Origin of the sequence: Amycolatopsis ponsaeliensis (genome assembly GCF_030182635.1) — a bacterium.
Lineage (GTDB): Bacteria > Actinomycetota > Actinomycetes > Mycobacteriales > Pseudonocardiaceae > Amycolatopsis > Amycolatopsis ponsaeliensis.
In genome coordinates this window covers 27,726-42,886 of record NZ_JAPZLD010000029.1, presented here as the reverse complement: position 1 = coordinate 42,886, position 15,161 = coordinate 27,726, and the positions used below count along the sequence as shown (strand labels likewise).

At 72.8% G+C, this 15,161-nt stretch carries 16 protein-coding genes; 10 read left to right on the top strand and 6 right to left on the bottom strand.

The features are described 5' to 3' along the window. The first annotated feature begins 104 nt into the window (after nucleotides 1–104). Together QQ657_RS35115 and QQ657_RS35110 are read left to right on the top strand one after the other, a co-directional pair. Nucleotides 105–1,130 carry an ABC transporter substrate-binding protein gene (locus QQ657_RS35115; RefSeq protein ID WP_284746616.1) on the top strand — a complete coding sequence of 342 codons (1,026 nt, stop codon included), beginning with the start codon at nucleotides 105–107 and terminating at the stop codon, nucleotides 1,128–1,130. Nucleotides 1,131–1,141: 11 nt separating this feature from the next. Next, a complete protein-coding gene (locus QQ657_RS35110) occupies nucleotides 1,142–1,351 on the top strand; it encodes an MbtH family protein (RefSeq protein ID WP_284746615.1) in 210 nt (69 codons plus the stop codon). Between the two features lie 63 nt (nucleotides 1,352–1,414). Here QQ657_RS35110 and QQ657_RS35105 read toward each other — a convergent pair whose 3' ends face one another. The 3 genes from QQ657_RS35105 to QQ657_RS35095 are packed head-to-tail and all read right to left on the bottom strand — an operon-like array spanning nucleotide 1,415 to nucleotide 5,747. After that, nucleotides 1,415–3,166, bottom strand: a complete 1,752-nt coding sequence (locus tag QQ657_RS35105) for an ABC transporter ATP-binding protein (RefSeq protein WP_284746614.1) — start codon at nucleotides 3,164–3,166, stop codon at nucleotides 1,415–1,417. Continuing rightward, complete coding sequence (locus tag QQ657_RS35100; RefSeq protein ID WP_284746613.1) at nucleotides 3,163–4,833, bottom strand: ABC transporter ATP-binding protein; 1,671 nt, start codon at nucleotides 4,831–4,833, stop codon at nucleotides 3,163–3,165. The genes QQ657_RS35105 and QQ657_RS35100 overlap by 4 nt, the downstream gene beginning before the upstream one ends. Nucleotides 4,834–4,886: 53 nt before the next feature. Continuing rightward, nucleotides 4,887–5,747 carry a DMT family transporter gene (locus QQ657_RS35095; protein WP_284746612.1) on the bottom strand — a complete coding sequence of 287 codons (861 nt, stop codon included), beginning with the start codon at nucleotides 5,745–5,747 and terminating at the stop codon, nucleotides 4,887–4,889. Between the two features lie 44 nt (nucleotides 5,748–5,791). Between QQ657_RS35095 and QQ657_RS35090 the strand changes: the two genes are divergently transcribed. Both QQ657_RS35090 and srmL read left to right on the top strand, forming a co-directional pair. Continuing rightward, a complete protein-coding gene (locus QQ657_RS35090) occupies nucleotides 5,792–6,304 on the top strand; it encodes a DinB family protein (protein WP_284746611.1) in 513 nt (170 codons plus the stop codon). Nucleotides 6,305–6,592: 288 nt separating this feature from the next. Then, nucleotides 6,593–7,714, top strand: a complete 1,122-nt coding sequence (srmL, locus tag QQ657_RS35085; RefSeq protein WP_284746610.1) for a PheS-related mystery ligase SrmL — start codon at nucleotides 6,593–6,595, stop codon at nucleotides 7,712–7,714. Here the strand turns inward: srmL and QQ657_RS35080 are convergent. Then, nucleotides 7,670–8,227, bottom strand: a complete 558-nt coding sequence (locus tag QQ657_RS35080) for a TetR/AcrR family transcriptional regulator (RefSeq protein WP_434056812.1) — start codon at nucleotides 8,225–8,227, stop codon at nucleotides 7,670–7,672. The two genes, srmL and QQ657_RS35080, sit on opposite strands and share 45 nt — an antisense overlap. Nucleotides 8,228–8,287: 60 nt before the next feature. Here QQ657_RS35080 and QQ657_RS35075 point away from each other — a divergent pair, with 60 nt between their 5' ends. From QQ657_RS35075 to QQ657_RS35050, 6 genes are all read left to right on the top strand, one after another. Next, nucleotides 8,288–9,250 (top strand): zinc-dependent alcohol dehydrogenase family protein, encoded by a 963-nt coding sequence (locus QQ657_RS35075; RefSeq protein ID WP_284746608.1) that lies wholly within the window; start codon nucleotides 8,288–8,290, stop codon nucleotides 9,248–9,250. A 16-nt stretch (nucleotides 9,251–9,266) separates the two neighbouring features. Beyond that, nucleotides 9,267–9,977: an MBL fold metallo-hydrolase gene (locus tag QQ657_RS35070; protein ID WP_284746607.1), complete on the top strand. Its 711-nt coding sequence runs from the start codon at nucleotides 9,267–9,269 to the stop codon at nucleotides 9,975–9,977. A 145-nt stretch (nucleotides 9,978–10,122) separates the two neighbouring features. Next, the gene (locus QQ657_RS35065) at nucleotides 10,123–10,941 is read left to right on the top strand and encodes an ABC transporter permease (protein ID WP_284746606.1); all 819 of its coding nucleotides are present in this window, start codon (nucleotides 10,123–10,125) and stop codon (nucleotides 10,939–10,941) included. After that, complete coding sequence (locus QQ657_RS35060; RefSeq protein ID WP_284746605.1) at nucleotides 10,926–11,627, top strand: ABC transporter ATP-binding protein; 702 nt, start codon at nucleotides 10,926–10,928, stop codon at nucleotides 11,625–11,627. The genes QQ657_RS35065 and QQ657_RS35060 overlap by 16 nt, the downstream gene beginning before the upstream one ends. Continuing rightward, nucleotides 11,614–12,630 (top strand): ABC transporter substrate-binding protein, encoded by a 1,017-nt coding sequence (locus tag QQ657_RS35055; RefSeq protein ID WP_284746604.1) that lies wholly within the window; start codon nucleotides 11,614–11,616, stop codon nucleotides 12,628–12,630. Before QQ657_RS35060 ends, QQ657_RS35055 begins: the two co-directional genes overlap by 14 nt. Then, nucleotides 12,627–13,730 (top strand): LLM class flavin-dependent oxidoreductase, encoded by a 1,104-nt coding sequence (locus QQ657_RS35050; protein ID WP_284746603.1) that lies wholly within the window; start codon nucleotides 12,627–12,629, stop codon nucleotides 13,728–13,730. The genes QQ657_RS35055 and QQ657_RS35050 overlap by 4 nt, the downstream gene beginning before the upstream one ends. Here the strand turns inward: QQ657_RS35050 and QQ657_RS35045 are convergent. After that, the gene (locus tag QQ657_RS35045) at nucleotides 13,727–14,323 is read right to left on the bottom strand and encodes a class F sortase (protein ID WP_284746602.1); all 597 of its coding nucleotides are present in this window, start codon (nucleotides 14,321–14,323) and stop codon (nucleotides 13,727–13,729) included. The two genes, QQ657_RS35050 and QQ657_RS35045, sit on opposite strands and share 4 nt — an antisense overlap. Further along, nucleotides 14,313–15,161 carry a DUF4397 domain-containing protein gene (locus tag QQ657_RS35040; RefSeq protein ID WP_284746601.1) on the bottom strand — a complete coding sequence of 283 codons (849 nt, stop codon included), beginning with the start codon at nucleotides 15,159–15,161 and terminating at the stop codon, nucleotides 14,313–14,315. The genes QQ657_RS35045 and QQ657_RS35040 overlap by 11 nt, the downstream gene beginning before the upstream one ends.

The window sequence follows — 15,161 nt, the reverse complement described above, 5'->3', positions numbered from 1 at the left end:
AATAAGGTGTGCCTATCCTAAAGTGTGTCGACTGTGACATCCGGGCCCCGGCCCGGGCCGGGGGCTCCGCCACCCGGAACCCCCGAAATCCGCGAAAGGTTCTCATGTCCGTGTTTCAAGGCGGTGCCGGGCTCAGCCGGCGTGGATTCCTGATCGGCACCGGCGGGCTCGCCGCGGCCGCGGCGCTCACCGCGTGCGGCAGCAGTGACGACAAGCCGGCGGCCGCCGCTTCCGGGCCGTGGGAGTTCACCGACGACCGGAACCAGAAGGCGTCGCGCGACCAGCGCCCGTCCCGCGTCGTGGCCTACGCCAGCTCGGCCGCCGCCCTGTGGGACTACGGCGTCCACCCCCTCGGCGTGTTCGGCCCGCAGAAGACGGCCGACGGCGCGAAGGAGATCCAGGCCGGCAACATCGACCTGAACGCCGTCACCTCGATCGGCAACGCCTGGGACGACTTCAGCATGGAGAAGTTCGCCGCGCTGAAGCCGGACCTGGTCGTCACCGGCTTGACCGGCACCAAGCCGACCGACCTGTGGGTGCTCAAGGACGACCTCGGCCCGAAGGTGCAGGCGATCGCGCCGATCGTCGCGCTGTCGGAGTACAAGGTCACGCTGCCGAAGGTGATCGAGCGTTACGAGCAGCTCGCCGTCGCGCTGGGTGGTGACGCGAACTCCGCCGCCATCAAGAAGGGCAAGGACGACTTCCAGAAGGCGTCCGACGACCTGAAGGCCGCGATCAAGGCCAAGCCGGGCCTCAAGGTCCTCGTGGTGTCCAGCGACAAGGACAACCTGTACGTCTGCAAGCCGGAGTTCTTCGCGGACCTGGCGTACTACCGCGACCTGGGCCTGGACATCATCAACGGCGCCGGCCCGGACGACTACTTCGAGACGCTCAGCTGGGAGCAGGCGGGCAAGTACCCGGCCGACCTGATCCTGAGCGACAGCCGCACGTACGCGTTGTCGCGCCAGCAGCTGGCGGCGATCCCGACGTGGGCGCAGCTGCCCGCGGTCAAGGCGAACCAGCTCGCCGACTGGTCGACCGAACCCCGGTTCAACCCGGTGCTCGCGGCCCCGGTCATCCAGAAGCTGACCGAGGTCGTCAAGGGCGCCCGCACGGACATCACCGCCTGAGGAGGCTGGGCATGACGAACCCGTTCGAAGACCCGTCCGGTACGTACCTGGTGCTGGTCAACGCGGAGAACCAGCACAGCCTGTGGCCGGAGTTCGTGGAGGTCCCGCCCGGCTGGACGGTCGCGTTCGGCCCGGCCGGCCGCCAGGACTGCCTGGACCACGTGGAAGCGAACTGGACGGACATGCGGCCGAAGTCCCTGGCCGACGCCATGGACGACTGACCCTCCGGAAAGACGAAAGCGCCGGGAGCCCAGGTGGCTCCCGGCGCTTTCGCATGGACGGGCTCAGGCGCGCTGACCCGACCAGGCCGCCCAGAGCTTCGCGTACTGGCCGCCCGCCGCGACCAGCTCGTCGTGCGTTCCGGTCTCCACCACCGCGCCCGCGTCGAGGACCACGATCCGGTCGGACGCCGCCGCCTGGGTGAGGCGGTGGGCCACCACCAGTGCCGTCCGGCCTTCCAGGGCCGCCGCGGCCGCCGACTCCAGGACCCGGGAACCCGCGCTGCCGGCCTCCGCCGTGGCTTCGTCGAGGATCGCGATCGGCGGGTCGGCCAGCACCAGCCGGACCAGCGCCAGCTGCTGGGCCTGGGTCACCGTCAGCTGGTGACCGCCTTCGCCGACCACGGTGGCCAATCCGTCCGGCAGACTGTCCACCCAGGACAGTGCGCCCACCTTCGCCAACGCCGTCCGGAGATCCTCGTCGGACGCCGACGGGCGCGCGAGGCGGAGGTCTTCGGCCAGCGGTCCGGCGAAGACGTGGACCTCCTGGCTGATCAGCGCGACGGTCCGGCGCGTGGTCTCCGGGCCGAGTTCCTCCAGTGCCACCCCGCCCAGCGTCACCGAACCCGTGGACGGGCGGTGGATCCCGGCGATCAGCTTGGCCAGCGTCGTCTTCCCGGCGCCGCTCGCACCGACCAGCGCCACCCGCTCGCGGGGGGCGACACCGAGGTCGACGTCGCGCAGCACCGGGTGACCGTCCACATAGGAGTAGCCGGCCGCCGCCGTCTTCACCGACGCGTCCACGGGCCGTGCGGGCTGGGAAGGCGACGCCTCGGCGGGCAGGTCGGCCACGCCGATCAGGCGCGCGAGGCTGGCCGCGGCCGCCTGCGCGTCGTCGACCAGGGCCAGCGCCGTCGTGATCGGCCCGAACAGGCTGTGGAAGTACAGCGCCGCGGCCGTCGCCACACCGACCGTCACCGCGTTCGCCCCGACCAGCAGGAACCCCACGGCCAGCACGGCGGACAGCCCGGCGAACTCCGCCAGGTTGAGCCGCGCGTAGAACCGCGTCACCAGCCGGATCCCGCGCAGTGCCAGGTCGACGGCCGTGTCGGAGCGTTGCCGCACCCGCTCCAGGTGGGTGTCCGCCAGCCGGAACGCGCGGACGGTCTTCGCGCCGCCGATGGTGTCGAGCAGCTGCTGCTGTTGCTCGCCGACGGCCTCGCGCTGACTCGCGTACAGCGGCTTCGCGCGCGGCACGTACCAGCGCACGGTCCACAGCTGGATCGGCACGGCGACCAGCGCGGCCAGCAGGAACCGCCAGTCCAGCACGGCCAGCGCGCCCAGCGTCAGGATGACCGTCAGCACCGAGCGGCCCAGCTCGGGCAGCGCCTGCCGGACGCCTTCCGCGACGACCGAGACGTCGTTCGTGACGCGTGCGGTCAGGTCGCCGGACCCGGCGCGCTCGAGCTGTTCGAGCGGCAGGCCGAGGGCCCGCTCGACGAAGCGTTCGCGCAGCTCGGCCAGGATCGTCTCGCCCAGCTGCGCCACCAGCGACACGCCGATCGCGGTCGCGATGGCCTGTCCCACCGCGACGAGGACCAGCTCGACGACCGGCGTGAGCAGCTCGGCCGCCGGCTGTCGCGTTGCGACGAGGTCGACGACCCGGCCGAGCAGGGGCGCGGTGAGCAGCCCGATCGCGGTGGCCGCGACCAGCATCGTGAACGCGGCCGCGGTGCGGCCCTTCGCCCGGCCGAGGAGTTCGCCGACGACGGCGCGGATCCGGCGGCCGTCGGCCACGGGGAGGAGTTCACGGGTCATGACAGCACCGCCGCCCGGTAGTCGGCGCGACCGGCCAGGTCGGCGTGGCTGCCTTCGCCCGCGATCCGCCCGTCGTCGAGGAGGACGACGCGGTCGGTCGCGGCGAGCAGTGCCGGGCTGGTGGTCACGAGGATGGTCGTGCGGCCGCGCCGCAGTGCGGCCAGGCCCGCGGCGATGCGGGCCTCGGTGACGGTGTCGACGGCGGTCGTCGGGTCGTGGAGCACGAGCACCGGCGCGTCGGCGGCGAGCGCGCGGGCGAGCGCGACCCGCTGGCGCTGCCCGCCCGACAGCGACCGCCCGCGTTCGGTGACTTCGGTCGCGACGCCGTCGGGCAGCGCGCCGGCCACCTCGTCGACGGCGGCCGCGGACATCGCTTCTTCGCTGAGCGGCCCGGTCGCGAAGTTCTCGGCGACGGTCCCGGCGAACAGATCCGCGTCGTGCGCGGCCACCAGCACCACCTCGCGGACCCGGCTCGGGTCCACAGTGGACAGATCGACCGCGTCGACCGACACCGAGCCGGTCGACGGGTCGGCGGCGCGGCCGAGGCAGTCCAGCAGGTCGGTCGCGGCGGCCGGGTCGGTGGCGACGACGCCGAGCAGCTCGCCGGGGCGGGCTTCGAAGTCGACGTCGCGCAGCGCGCCCCGGCTGAGCGCGGAAAGCCGGACGTGCCCCGCGGCCGGAGCCGGGATCGTGGCCTCGCCGGCGTCGACGGCCGGCGGCGCGTTCAGGACGTCGGCGATGCGCCCGGCCGACGCGCGGCCCTGCGCGAGCTCGCCGTTGACCCACGAGAAGATCGAGAACGGCGTGATCAGGTACTGCGCCAGGCCGACCGCGGCGACGAGGTCGCCGACGCTGATGTCGCCCGCCGCCGCGAGGTTCCCGCCGACGAGCGCGACGACGGCGATGAAGATGCCGGTCAGCGCGAGCAGCGCGCCGTTGTGCCAGGCCTGGGCGCGCGCCGCACGCAAGGTGGCTCGCAGCGAATCCTGGCTGGTGCGGCGGTAGCGGTCGACTGCGGCGCGTTCGGCGCCGACGCCCTTGAGCACGCGGAGCCCGGCGACGAGATCGGTGGCGATGCCGGAGGCGAAGGCGGAACGCTCCTGCTCGGCCTCGCTGCGGCGTTCGAGGGGCTTGCCGATCAGGTGCGCCAGGTACAGCATCGGCGGCGTGCCGAGCAGCACGAGCAGGCCGAGCGGAATGCTCATGGTCAGCAGCACGACGGCGCTGACCAGCAGCCCGGCCAGCCCGGCGACGCCGAACGGCAGGACGCCGTTGAGCTGCCCGACCCGTTTCGCGTCCGACGTCCCGATGCTCACGAGCTCACCCGCGAGGTTGCCGGCTTCGGCGCCGCCGCCGGGGTGCAGCACGCGGCGTCCGACGTCGAGGCGCAGTTCGTGGGCGGCGCGTTCGGCGGCGCGCTCACCGAAGCGGGCGCCCAGGCGGTAGCTGGTCGACAGCGCGGCGAACAGCACGGCCAGCACCGCCAGCCAGAAGATCAGCGTGCCCGCCGAGCCGTCCGCGACGGCCTGGTCGATCACCACGCCGATCACCACCGGAACCAGTGCTTCGCCGCCCTGGTGGCCCGCGGTCAGCAGCGAAGCGAGCGCCACCGATCGTCGTTGCCCGGTGATCGAACGGCGGAGGACTTCCCGTCCGGTCGTGCTCACCCGCGCCTCCCTGTCCTGTCGTGGGATAGGTAAGGCTAGTCTAAGTAAACAAGTTACGGGAATACGGTCGGCTTCGTCTCATTTCCCTCGGTCGCCGGTTCCCCGAAGCGGGCCAGCGCGAGCGCGGCCGCGACGGCGAGGGCGAACCCGGCGATCGCGACGACCGCGAACCCGGGCCGGGTGCGGTCGCCGAGGACGAACACGCCGACCAGCGACGGGAAGACGGTCTCGCCGAGCACCATCATCGCGGTCGAGGTGGTGACGCTCCCGCGTTGCAACGCCGTCGCGTAGAACAGCATCGCCATCCCGCCCGCGACGGCGACGGTGTAGGTGGCCGGATCGGTGAGCAGGTCCAGCGGGGCGAGGCTGGGGATGATCCGCCCGGCGATGGCGACGACGCCGAAGCTGAGCCCCGCGACGAGCCCGAGTGCGGGCGTCCGCACGCGCCGGCTCGCCTTCCCGGCGACGATCCCGGCGGCGGCGAGGACGACGACCGCGCCGATCAGCCCGAGCCGGAAGCCGAGCCCGACCGGGTCGGAGCCCTCGCTCTCGGCGGCGGCGCCGAGCAGCGCGAGCCCGGCGACCACGACGGCGACGGCCGCCCATTCCTTCCGGCCGAGCCGGACCCCGAGGAACCGCGCGGCGACGGCGGTCACGGCGAGGCTCGCGGCGAGCGCGGCCTGCACGACGAACAGCGGCAGGACGTGCAGCGCGGCGATCTGCGCGACGAAGCCGAGGACGTCCAGCGAGAGGCCGAGCACGAACTTCCACTGGCCGAGGACGCGGACGAGCAGCTTCGGGTCGACCCCGCCGGCCCCGGAGTCTTCGGTCGCCTGGGCGGCGACCGACTGCATCACCGAAGCGACGCCGTACGCGATTGCGGCGCCCAGGGCGCAGAGCAGTCCCCACCACATGCCGATCACTCTATTTTGTCGGACCCTTGCGGTACTTTCCGGTCATGTCGAACACGAGTTCGAAGACGCATCGCTCCTGGCCCGCGCGGCTGGCGTGGGACGAGCTGCGCCTTCAGCTGGACTTCCTGCAGTTCCTCCGCGCGACGGCGGTGAACAAGCTGGCGGGGCTGCCGGTTCCGCAGGCGGCGGCGACCCCGTTGCCGACGTCGCCCCGGTTGAGCGCGCTGGGGGTGGTGAAGCACCTGACGGCGGTCGAGCGGTGGTGGCTGTCGATCGAGGCCGGGGGAGCGGACCTGCCGTCGCTGTGGGTGGGGTCGCCGGACCCGAGCTGGGACCTGGCACCGGACGACACGCCGGCATCGGTGGTGGCGGCGTACAAGGCCGAGTGGGCGCGGTCGGAGAAGGCGTTGCGCCGGTTGGGGCCGGACGACCGGACGCGGCGGCGATCGGAGTTCACGGTCCGGTGGGTGGTGGCGCACGTCGTGCAGGAGACGGCGCGGCATGTGGGGCATTTGGACGTGCTGCGGGAGCTGGCCGATGGGGAGGTGGGTGAGTGAGGGAGGGGTGACGGTGCGGCGGGCCTTCGGGGAAAATCGCGTGACAGGCCCGGCTAGTGTGGGTTTGTGGCCGTCGTTGCGGAGTACCGCCGATTTACCGGCCCCCTGGCCCTTTGCGGGTGCCAGCGGGGTTTCGGTGCCATGTCCGCGCTCGCCTGAGCGCGGTTCGGGCTCATCGCAGCGGCGGTCGCCGCCGTAAGTGAGCGAATAGCGCCGCAGTGAACCTCGCCTGGTGTCCGGGTCAGGGGGAGCAATCACCCCCATCCCGTTCACCCAGGAGGTTCTGTCATGCCCGAAACACTCACTCCCACCCAGCTCACCCGCGACCTCGCCGTCCGCGATCTCACCGATCCCGCTGCCGGTCCGCACGCCGTCCAGCTCGTCGTCGAACGGGCCGTCGTCGCCGTCAAAGGATCGCGCACCGAAGTCCGGCGATGGCCTGGCGATCGGATCGTCACCGTCGCCGACAACTACGACAACCTCGGCTACGACCCCGCCGACGTCACCCGCGACGCGCGCTACACCCGCTACGTCGACGCGGACCACGTCCTGCGCAGCCACTCCAGCGCCATGATCGCCGCCGCGCTGCGGGCGCTCAAAGCGCGCCCGGCCGACGACGTCCTGCTCGTCTGCCCGGGCATCGTCTACCGGCGCGACAGCATCGATCGGCTGCACACCGGTACCCCGCACCAGCTCGACCTCTGGCGGATCACCCGCACCAATGAGACCGACCTCGAACAACTCGTGGCCGCCCTCGTCGAGAACCTTCTGCCGGGACGGCGGTGGCGGCTCGAGCCGCGTCGTCATCCGTACACAGTGGACGGTGCCCAGCTCGACGTCGAGCACCGCGGCGAGTGGGTCGAGATCGCCGAATGCGGTCTCGCGCACCCGGCCGTCCTCGCCCGCGCCGGCCTCGGCGACGGCTGGTCCGGGCTCGCCCTCGGGATGGGCCTCGACCGGGTGGTGATGCTGCTCAAGGGCATCCCGGACATCCGCCTCCTGCGGTCGGCGGACCCGGCCGTCGTCGCGCAGCTCGGCGACCTCGCGCCGTACCGTCCGGTGTCGGTCCTGCCGCCGGTGCGCCGCGACCTCTCCATCGCGGTGGCGGCCGACGACCGGGCCGAGGACCTCGGCGACCGCGTCCGCAGTGCCCTCGGCGACGACGCCGACGTCGTCGAGCGCGTCGAAATCCGCCAGGAGACGCCGTGCGCGCAACTGCCGCCCCAGGCGCTGGCCCGGCTCGGCGCCACCGAGGACCAGAAGAACCTCCTGGTGCGGATAACCCTGCGCCCGCTGGACGCGACCCTGTCGGACCGTGAGGCGAACGTCCTGCGCGAACGCGCGTACGCCGCCCTGCACCAGGGGTCAGGCTCGCAGGCCCCGGAGAGCGAGCGCGGCGAAGCGCCGTGAAGCCAGGACACGCGCCGCCGGTGACGGCGCCTGGATGCCGTTGTTGGCCATGAGGACCAGGACCAGGTCGTCCAGGACGACGTCGGGGCGCAGGTGCCCGGCCTCCTGCGCGCGGCGGATCAGCTCGGCGATCGAGCGCAACGCCCGTTCGCGGTCCGCGGCGAAGTCGATCGCGTGCGGGAACGCCGAGACGAAGGCCGCGGTGAAGCCCCGGTCGCGGGCGTGCAGCTCGCAGAGCTTCTCGACCACCAGGGCGAACCCGTGCCACGGATCGGGGTCGGCGAGCCCTTCGTCGACGATCGCGTAGCACGCCCGCATCTGGTCCGCGAACGCCTCGGTGACCAGCAGCTCCTTGGTCGGGAACCGGCGGTACAGGGTCGCCGGCCCGACCCCGGCGCGCCGGGCGATCTCGCGCATCGGCACGTCCAGGCCGTCGGCGGCGAACACCGCGCGGGCCGCGTCGAGGATGCGCTCGCGGTTGTCGCGGGCGTCGGAGCGCAACAGGTGAGACAACTGATCGGCCACGCTCTCACTTTAGCCAAGCGGACGCCGGCGTCCACTACCGTCGGGGGCATGAAAGCAGTTGCGGTGCAAGCGTTCGGCGGTCCCGAGGGGCTGGCGGTCGTCGACCTCCCGGTCCCGGAACCCGCCGAGGGGCAGGTGCTGATCGCCACCGAGGCGATCGGCGTGGGCGGCGTCGACGCCGTGATCCGCAGCGGCGCCCTCGCCGCGTACGGGTTCCGGGACGGGCACGTCCTCGGCGGCGAGATCGCGGGCACGGTGACCGCGACCGGGCCGGGCGTCGACCCGGACTGGACCGGACAGCGCGTGTGGGCCTTCACCGGCGTCGGCGGCGGCTACGCCGAGCAGGCGGTCGCCCCGGCCGAGACGCTCGTCCCGCTCCCGGCGACGACGTCGGCCGTCGACGCGGTGACGCTCGGCAGCTCCGGCGCCGTGGCCCACTTCGGCCTCCGCCACGCCCACTTCGCCCCGGGCGAGTCGGTGCTGGTCCGCGGCGCGGCGGGCGGCATCGGGATCATGGCGGTCCAGCTCGCGTCGAAGGCCGGGGCCGGCGCGATCGCGGTCACGACGTCGTCGCCCGAGCGCGGCGACCGCCTGCGGGAGCTGGGCGCGACCCGCGTCCTGGACCGCGCCGGCGAGGGCACGGCGGACACCTACGACGTCATCCTCGACGTCGTCGCCGGCCCGGGGCTGCCGTCGTTCTTCGCCAAGCTGAGCCCGAACGGCCGCCTGGTGGCGGTCGGCGCGGTCGCCGGCGACCCGCCGAGCGACTTCGGCAAGGAGCTGTTCACGGCGTTCCAGAAGTCGCTGTCCTTCGCGACGTTCAGCGCGAACACGGTGCCCCAGGCCGACCGGCGCGCGGTGACGGCGGACCTGTTCGCCGCGGCGGACCGGGGCGAGCTGACCTCGGTCGTGCACGAGGTGCTGCCGCTGGAGCAAGCGGTACTGGCGCACCGGAAGATGCACGCCGGGGAGGTGTTCGGCCGGATCGTGCTGACCCCGGCGAAAAGCTGACCCGTAGGGTGTGGCCATGGCAGATCGGCTCTACTTCCGGCAGCTGCTCGCCGGGCGGGACTTCGCCGTCGGCGACCCGGTCGCGACGCAGATGGTGAACTTCGCCTACCTCATCGGCGACCGGGACACCAAGGAAGCGGTGATCGTCGACCCGGCCTACGCCGTGCAGGACCTGCTCGACGTCCTCGACGCCGATGGCATGCGGCTCACCGGCGTGCTCGCCACGCACCACCACCCCGACCACGTCGGCGGCGCGATGATGGGCTTCGAGCTGCCCGGGATCGCCGAGCTGCTCGCGCTCCGGCCGGTGCCGATCCACGTCAACGGCGCCGAGACCGAGTGGGTCCGCCGCGTGACCGGGGTCGAGCACACCGACCTGCGCGCGCACGACCACGACGACGTCCTCGAAGTCGGGTCGATCCCGGTGCGGATGCTGCACACCCCCGGCCACACGCCCGGCAGCCAGTGCTTCCTGGTCGAGGACAAGCTCGTCTCCGGCGACACGCTCTTCCTCGAAGGCTGTGGCCGCACCGACTTCCCCGGCGGTGACGCCGAGGAGATCTACCGCAGCCTGCAGGCGCTCGCCGGCCTGCCCGGCGACCCCGTCGTCTATCCCGGGCACCAGTACTCGGCCGAACCGTCGGCCGCGCTGTCCGACGTCAAGCGCACCAACTTCGTCTACCGGCCGCGGTCGCTCGACGAATGGAAGGTCATGTTCGGCGGCTGACCCGTTCCGGCACAACCGGTTCCACGGGGTGAAACCCGCCGTGTTCACGGACTGGGAGTGCGCGTCCACGGATTGACTTCCCCGCGAACGGGCTCGAAGCTCGGGATCACGCAAGCCCGAACATCCCCGTCCCCGGGAGAAATCCGTGTCGATTTCCTTCACGGGCGTGCTTCCGCGCGCCCGGAAACGCGCCGAAGGGCCGCCGCGCCGGACCGTGCGCCGGCCCGACCTGCGGCGCTGGATCAGCCCGGTGGTGCTCGTCGCCGCCTGGCAGATCGCCAGCGCCACCGGCGTCCTGCCGTCCGACAAGCTCAGTTCACCGTGGACGGTGGTGCAGGCCGGCGTCGAAGTCGCGCGCAGCGGCGAACTCGGGACCGCGTTCGCGGTGTCCCTCGGGCGCGTCGGCGCCGGGTTCGCGATCGGTGCCGTCGTCGGCGTGCTGCTGGGCATCGTCTCCGGGCTTTCCCGCTGGGGCGAAGCGCTGGTCGACCCGCCCGTGCAGATGCTGCGCACACTGCCGTTCCTCGGCCTGATCCCGCTGTTCATCCTGTGGTTCGGCATCGGCGAGGAAACCAAGATCGTGCTGGTCGCGCTCGGCGTGGCCTTCCCGCTCTACCTGAACGTCCACTCGGGAATCCGGAGCGCCGACCCGAACCTCGTCGAAGCCTCGCGGGCGCTCGGATTCAGCCGCGCGGAACGGCTTTGGCACGTCGTCCTCCCCGGCGCGCTGCCGCAGGCGCTCGTCGGGCTCCGGCAGTCGCTCGGCCTCGCCTGGCTCGCGCTGATCGTCGGCGAGACCGTGAACGCCGACGCCGGGGTCGGCTACCTCATCAACAACGCGCGGGAGTTCCTGCGCACCGACGTCGTGGTCGTCGGCCTCGTCCTGTACGCCCTGCTCGGCCTGGTCACCGACGCGCTGGTCCGGCTGCTCGAACGGAAGGTGCTGCGGTGGCGAACCCGGTAGCCGAGGTCCGGGACCTCACCAAGCGATTCGGTGACCGGACCATCCTTTCCGGCCTCGACCTGACCGTCGACCGCGGCGAGTTCGTCGCCCTGCTCGGCCGCAGCGGCTCGGGCAAGTCGACGCTCCTGCGCGTGCTGGCCGGTCTCGACGACGACGTCGAAGGCCGCGCGGACGTGACCGGCACCGTCTCGGTCGCCTTCCAGCAGCCCAGGCTGCTGCCGTGGCGCAAGGTCTGGCGCAACGTCGTCCTCGGCCTGCGCCAGGACGGCGTCGCGAAGTCCCGCAACCGCACGCTCGCCGAGAAGGCCCTCGGCGAGGTCCACCTGACCGACCACGCCGACGACTGGCCGCTCACTCTCTCCGGCGGCGAAGCCCAGCGCGTCTCGCTGGCCCGCGCCCTGGTGCGCGAACCCGATCTGCTGCTGCTGGACGAGCCCTTCGGGGCGCTCGACGCGCTCACGCGGATCGCGATGCACGGGCTGGTCCAGGACCTCTGGCGGCGCCACCAGCCCGGCGTGCTGCTCGTGACCCACGACGTCGACGAGGCCCTGCGGCTCGCCGGCCGGGTCCTGGTGCTCGACGGCGGCCGGATCGTGGCCGAGCACCGGCCGCGCGAAGCCGACCACGACGACCTCCGCCGGCGCGTGCTGGCGGACCTGGGAGTGACCGAAGATGCAGTGGCGTAACGGAATCGCTCTCGTCGCGGCGGCCGTGGTGCTCGCCGGGTGCGGCTCGGCGACGAGCGCGAACCCGGGACCGGCCGCCGTTCCGGGCCCGGTGAGCGCGGCCGACCTGGCGAAGGTGACGCTCAAGGTCGGCGACCAGAAGGGCGGCGTCAAGTCGCTGCTCACCGCGGCCGGCCAGCTCGACGGCACGCCGTACAAGATCGAATGGTCCACGTTCACCTCGGGCCCGCCGCTGCTCGAAGCGGCCTCGGCGGGCGCGATCGACATCGGCCGCGTCGGCAACACGCCGCCGATCTTCGCCGCCGCGGCGAAGGCCAGGATCGCGGTGGTCAGCGTCGCGCGCAGCAACGTCGAGCGGGAGGCCATCCTCGTCCCGCCCGATTCGCCGCTGACCGACGTCGCCTCGCTGAAGGGCAAGACGGTCGGCGTCGCGAAGGGCAGTTCCGCGCACGGCCAGCTGCTGAACACACTGCACAAGAACGGGTTGTCCACCAAGGACATCAAGGTGAGCTTCCTGCAGCCGGCCGAGGCCTACGCGGCGTTCACCCAGCACACGATCGACGCGTGGGCGATCTGGGACCCCTACACCGCGCAGGCCCAGATCGAGGCCAAGGCGCGGGTGCTCGCCGACGGGCGCGGCGCGTCCAACGGGCTGGCCTTCGAAACCGCGAGCACGACGGCGCTGGCCGACCCCGGCCGGAACTCGGCGATCCGCGACTTCGTGATCCGGGTGGTCAAGGCCCAGAAGTGGGCCGACACGCACCGTCCGGAGTGGGCGGCGGCCTGGGCCAAGGAGACCGGGCTCAAGCCCGAGGTGGCCCGGAAGGCCGTCGACGCGGGCCGTGACCAGCCGATCCCGCTGGACGACTCGGTCGTGCAGTCCGAGCAACAGCTCGCGGACGCCTTCACCGACGAGAAGACTCTGCCGGGCAAGGTGGACTTCGCCGCGTTCGCCGACCGGCGGTTCGCCTCCGACCTGGATCAGGCGAGGAGCAACGGATGAGCATCAGGCTGCACTGGTTCCTGCCCACCAGCGGCGACGGCCGCACGATCGTGGAACGCTTCCACGCCAACCGGTCCCAGGGCCCGTCGGCGCAGCGCGAACCCGACCTGGACTACCTCGCCCAGGTCGCCCGCGCCGCCGAGCGCCAGGGCTTCGAAGGCGTCCTGACCCCGACCGGCACCTGGTGCGAGGACGCGTGGCTGACCACGGCCGCGCTGATCCGCGAGACGACCCGGCTGAAGTTCCTGGTCGCGTTCCGCCCCGGCGTCATCTCCCCGACGCTCGCCGCGCAGATGGCCGGCACCTTCCAGCGCCTGTCGAACGGCCGCGTGCTGCTCAACATCGTCACCGGCGGCGACGCGGTGGAGCAGCGGCGCTTCGGCGACTGGCACGACCACGACGCCCGGTACGCGCGCACCGACGAGTTCCTCACCATCGTCCGCGGCGTCTGGTCCGGTCAGCCGTTCACCTTCGAGGGCGAGCACCTGCGCGTCGAAGGCGCGACGACGCTGGCCGCGCCCGATCCGGTGCCGCCGATCTACTTCGGCGGGTCGTCGCCGGCCGCGCTGCCGGTCGCCGCCCGGCACGCCGACGTCTACCTGACCTGGGGCGAGCCGCCCGCGCAGGTCGCGGAGAAGATCGGCAAGGTCCGCGAGCTGGCCGGCGACCGGCCGGTCCGCTTCGGCGTCCGGCTGCACACCATCTCGCGCGACACCTCGGCCGAAGCGTGGGCGGAGGCGCAGAAGCTCCTGGACGCGCTGAGCCCGGAGCAGGTCGCCAAGGCCCAGGCGCAGCTCGCGGCGAGCGAGTCGATCGGGCAGCAGCGGATGGTCGCCCTGCACGGCGGCCGGACCGACGGCGGCGTCCGCGGGCTGGAGATCCACCCGAACCTGTGGGCCGGCGTCGGTCTGGTCCGTGGCGGCGCCGGAACCGCGCTGGTGGGCAGCCACAGCGAGGTCGCCGACCTGATCGAGGAGTACCACAGCGTCGGGGTGAGCGAGTTCGTGCTGTCGGGCTACCCGCACCTGGAGGAGGCGTACTGGTTCGGCGACGGCGTCCGGCCCGAGCTGGCCCGGCGCGGCCTGATCAAGGAGTTCTAACCCCAGCGGGTCGAGGCGTAGACGACGATGTTGTCGCGATAGGACCGTTTCGCCGCGTCGAAGCTGCCGCCGCAGGTGATCAGCCGCAGCGCGCTGCCCGGCGCGGGCCCGTACACCGCGTCGGTCGGGAACGCGTTCTTCGGGTAGCGCTGGACGGTGTCCACGACGAACCGGGTCTCCTGGCCGTCGGAGCGCGCGACGAACACTTGGTCGCCGTCGCGCAGGTCGCGCAGCCGGAAGAACGGTGCCGGCCCGGACCGGGAGTCGACGTGCGCGGCGATCACCGCCGGCCCGGGGTCTCCCGGCACCGGGCCGGCGGCGTACCAGCCGACGTCTTCGAAGCGTTCGGGCGCCTCCAGTTCGTGGTCGGCGCCCAGCCCGAGCGGGACGAGCGCGGGCGCGTCGACGCCGATGGCGGGGATCCGCAGCCGCACCGGGCGGACGTCGGCGGCCGGGGGCAGCGGTTGTGGCCCGCCCGCCACCGGCGCCGACGAAACCGGGGGCGAGGGTGGAGCCGCGGGCGGGGCCGGAGCCGCCGAGCAGCCCGCGGCCACCAGGACCGCGACGAGCAGCGCGCCGAGGTCAGCGCGCACGGACCAGCCGGCGCCCGAGCACGAACGCGGCCAGCAGCCCGGCCGCCGCGAACGCCGGCCAGAGCGGCAGTTCGGACGACGGCGCCGTGCCGCCGCCACCGGTCTCGACGCCGAGCTTCGGCGGTTCGGGCAGCGACCCGCCGTCGGAGATCGGGTTCGCCTTGAGCGCCCCGGCGTTCTCGGTGACCAGCAGCGTCGTGGACGTCCCGGCCTTGACGTCGACGTCGGCGGTGGACTTCACCGAGCCGCCGGACAACTGCAGGGGCCAGCGTCCTTCCGGCACGTCCACATAGGACGACGTCTGGCCGTAGGCGGCGTCCTTGGCGAGCGAGACGCCTTGCGGGCCTTCGACGCTGACCGGCGCGATCGCCGCCGACCCTTCGACCACCCGGACCCGGCCCTTGCCGGCGCCCGGCGCGGTGAGGTCGTCGGTGACCAGGTCGCCCTTGAGCGTGCCGTCCGGGCCGTTCGCGAAGACCAGCAGCGAGTAGGCGCTGCGCTCGGCGACGTCGATCGTCGCCGACAGCGCCGGCGGGGTGCTGGACGCGGCGTCGGCGGGCCGCATCGACAGCGTGTACTTGCCGGGGTCGAGCGACGAGTACGGGGTGACCGCGCCGTAGCCGGCCTTGCGGATGACGACCTTTTCGGCCTGGCCGAACGGCGCGAAGTAGATGTCCACCGGCGGGACCTTGGGGGAGAGGTGGCCGACCCGGATCCAGCCGACGCCCGGGCCGGGGGCGGTCGCCGCTTCGGCCGTCACCGGCGTCAGCGCGACGAGAAGGAGGGCTGCGGCGGTCAGCCCGCCGGGTCTGAGCAGTCGCTGGGGCAGAGTGCGCAT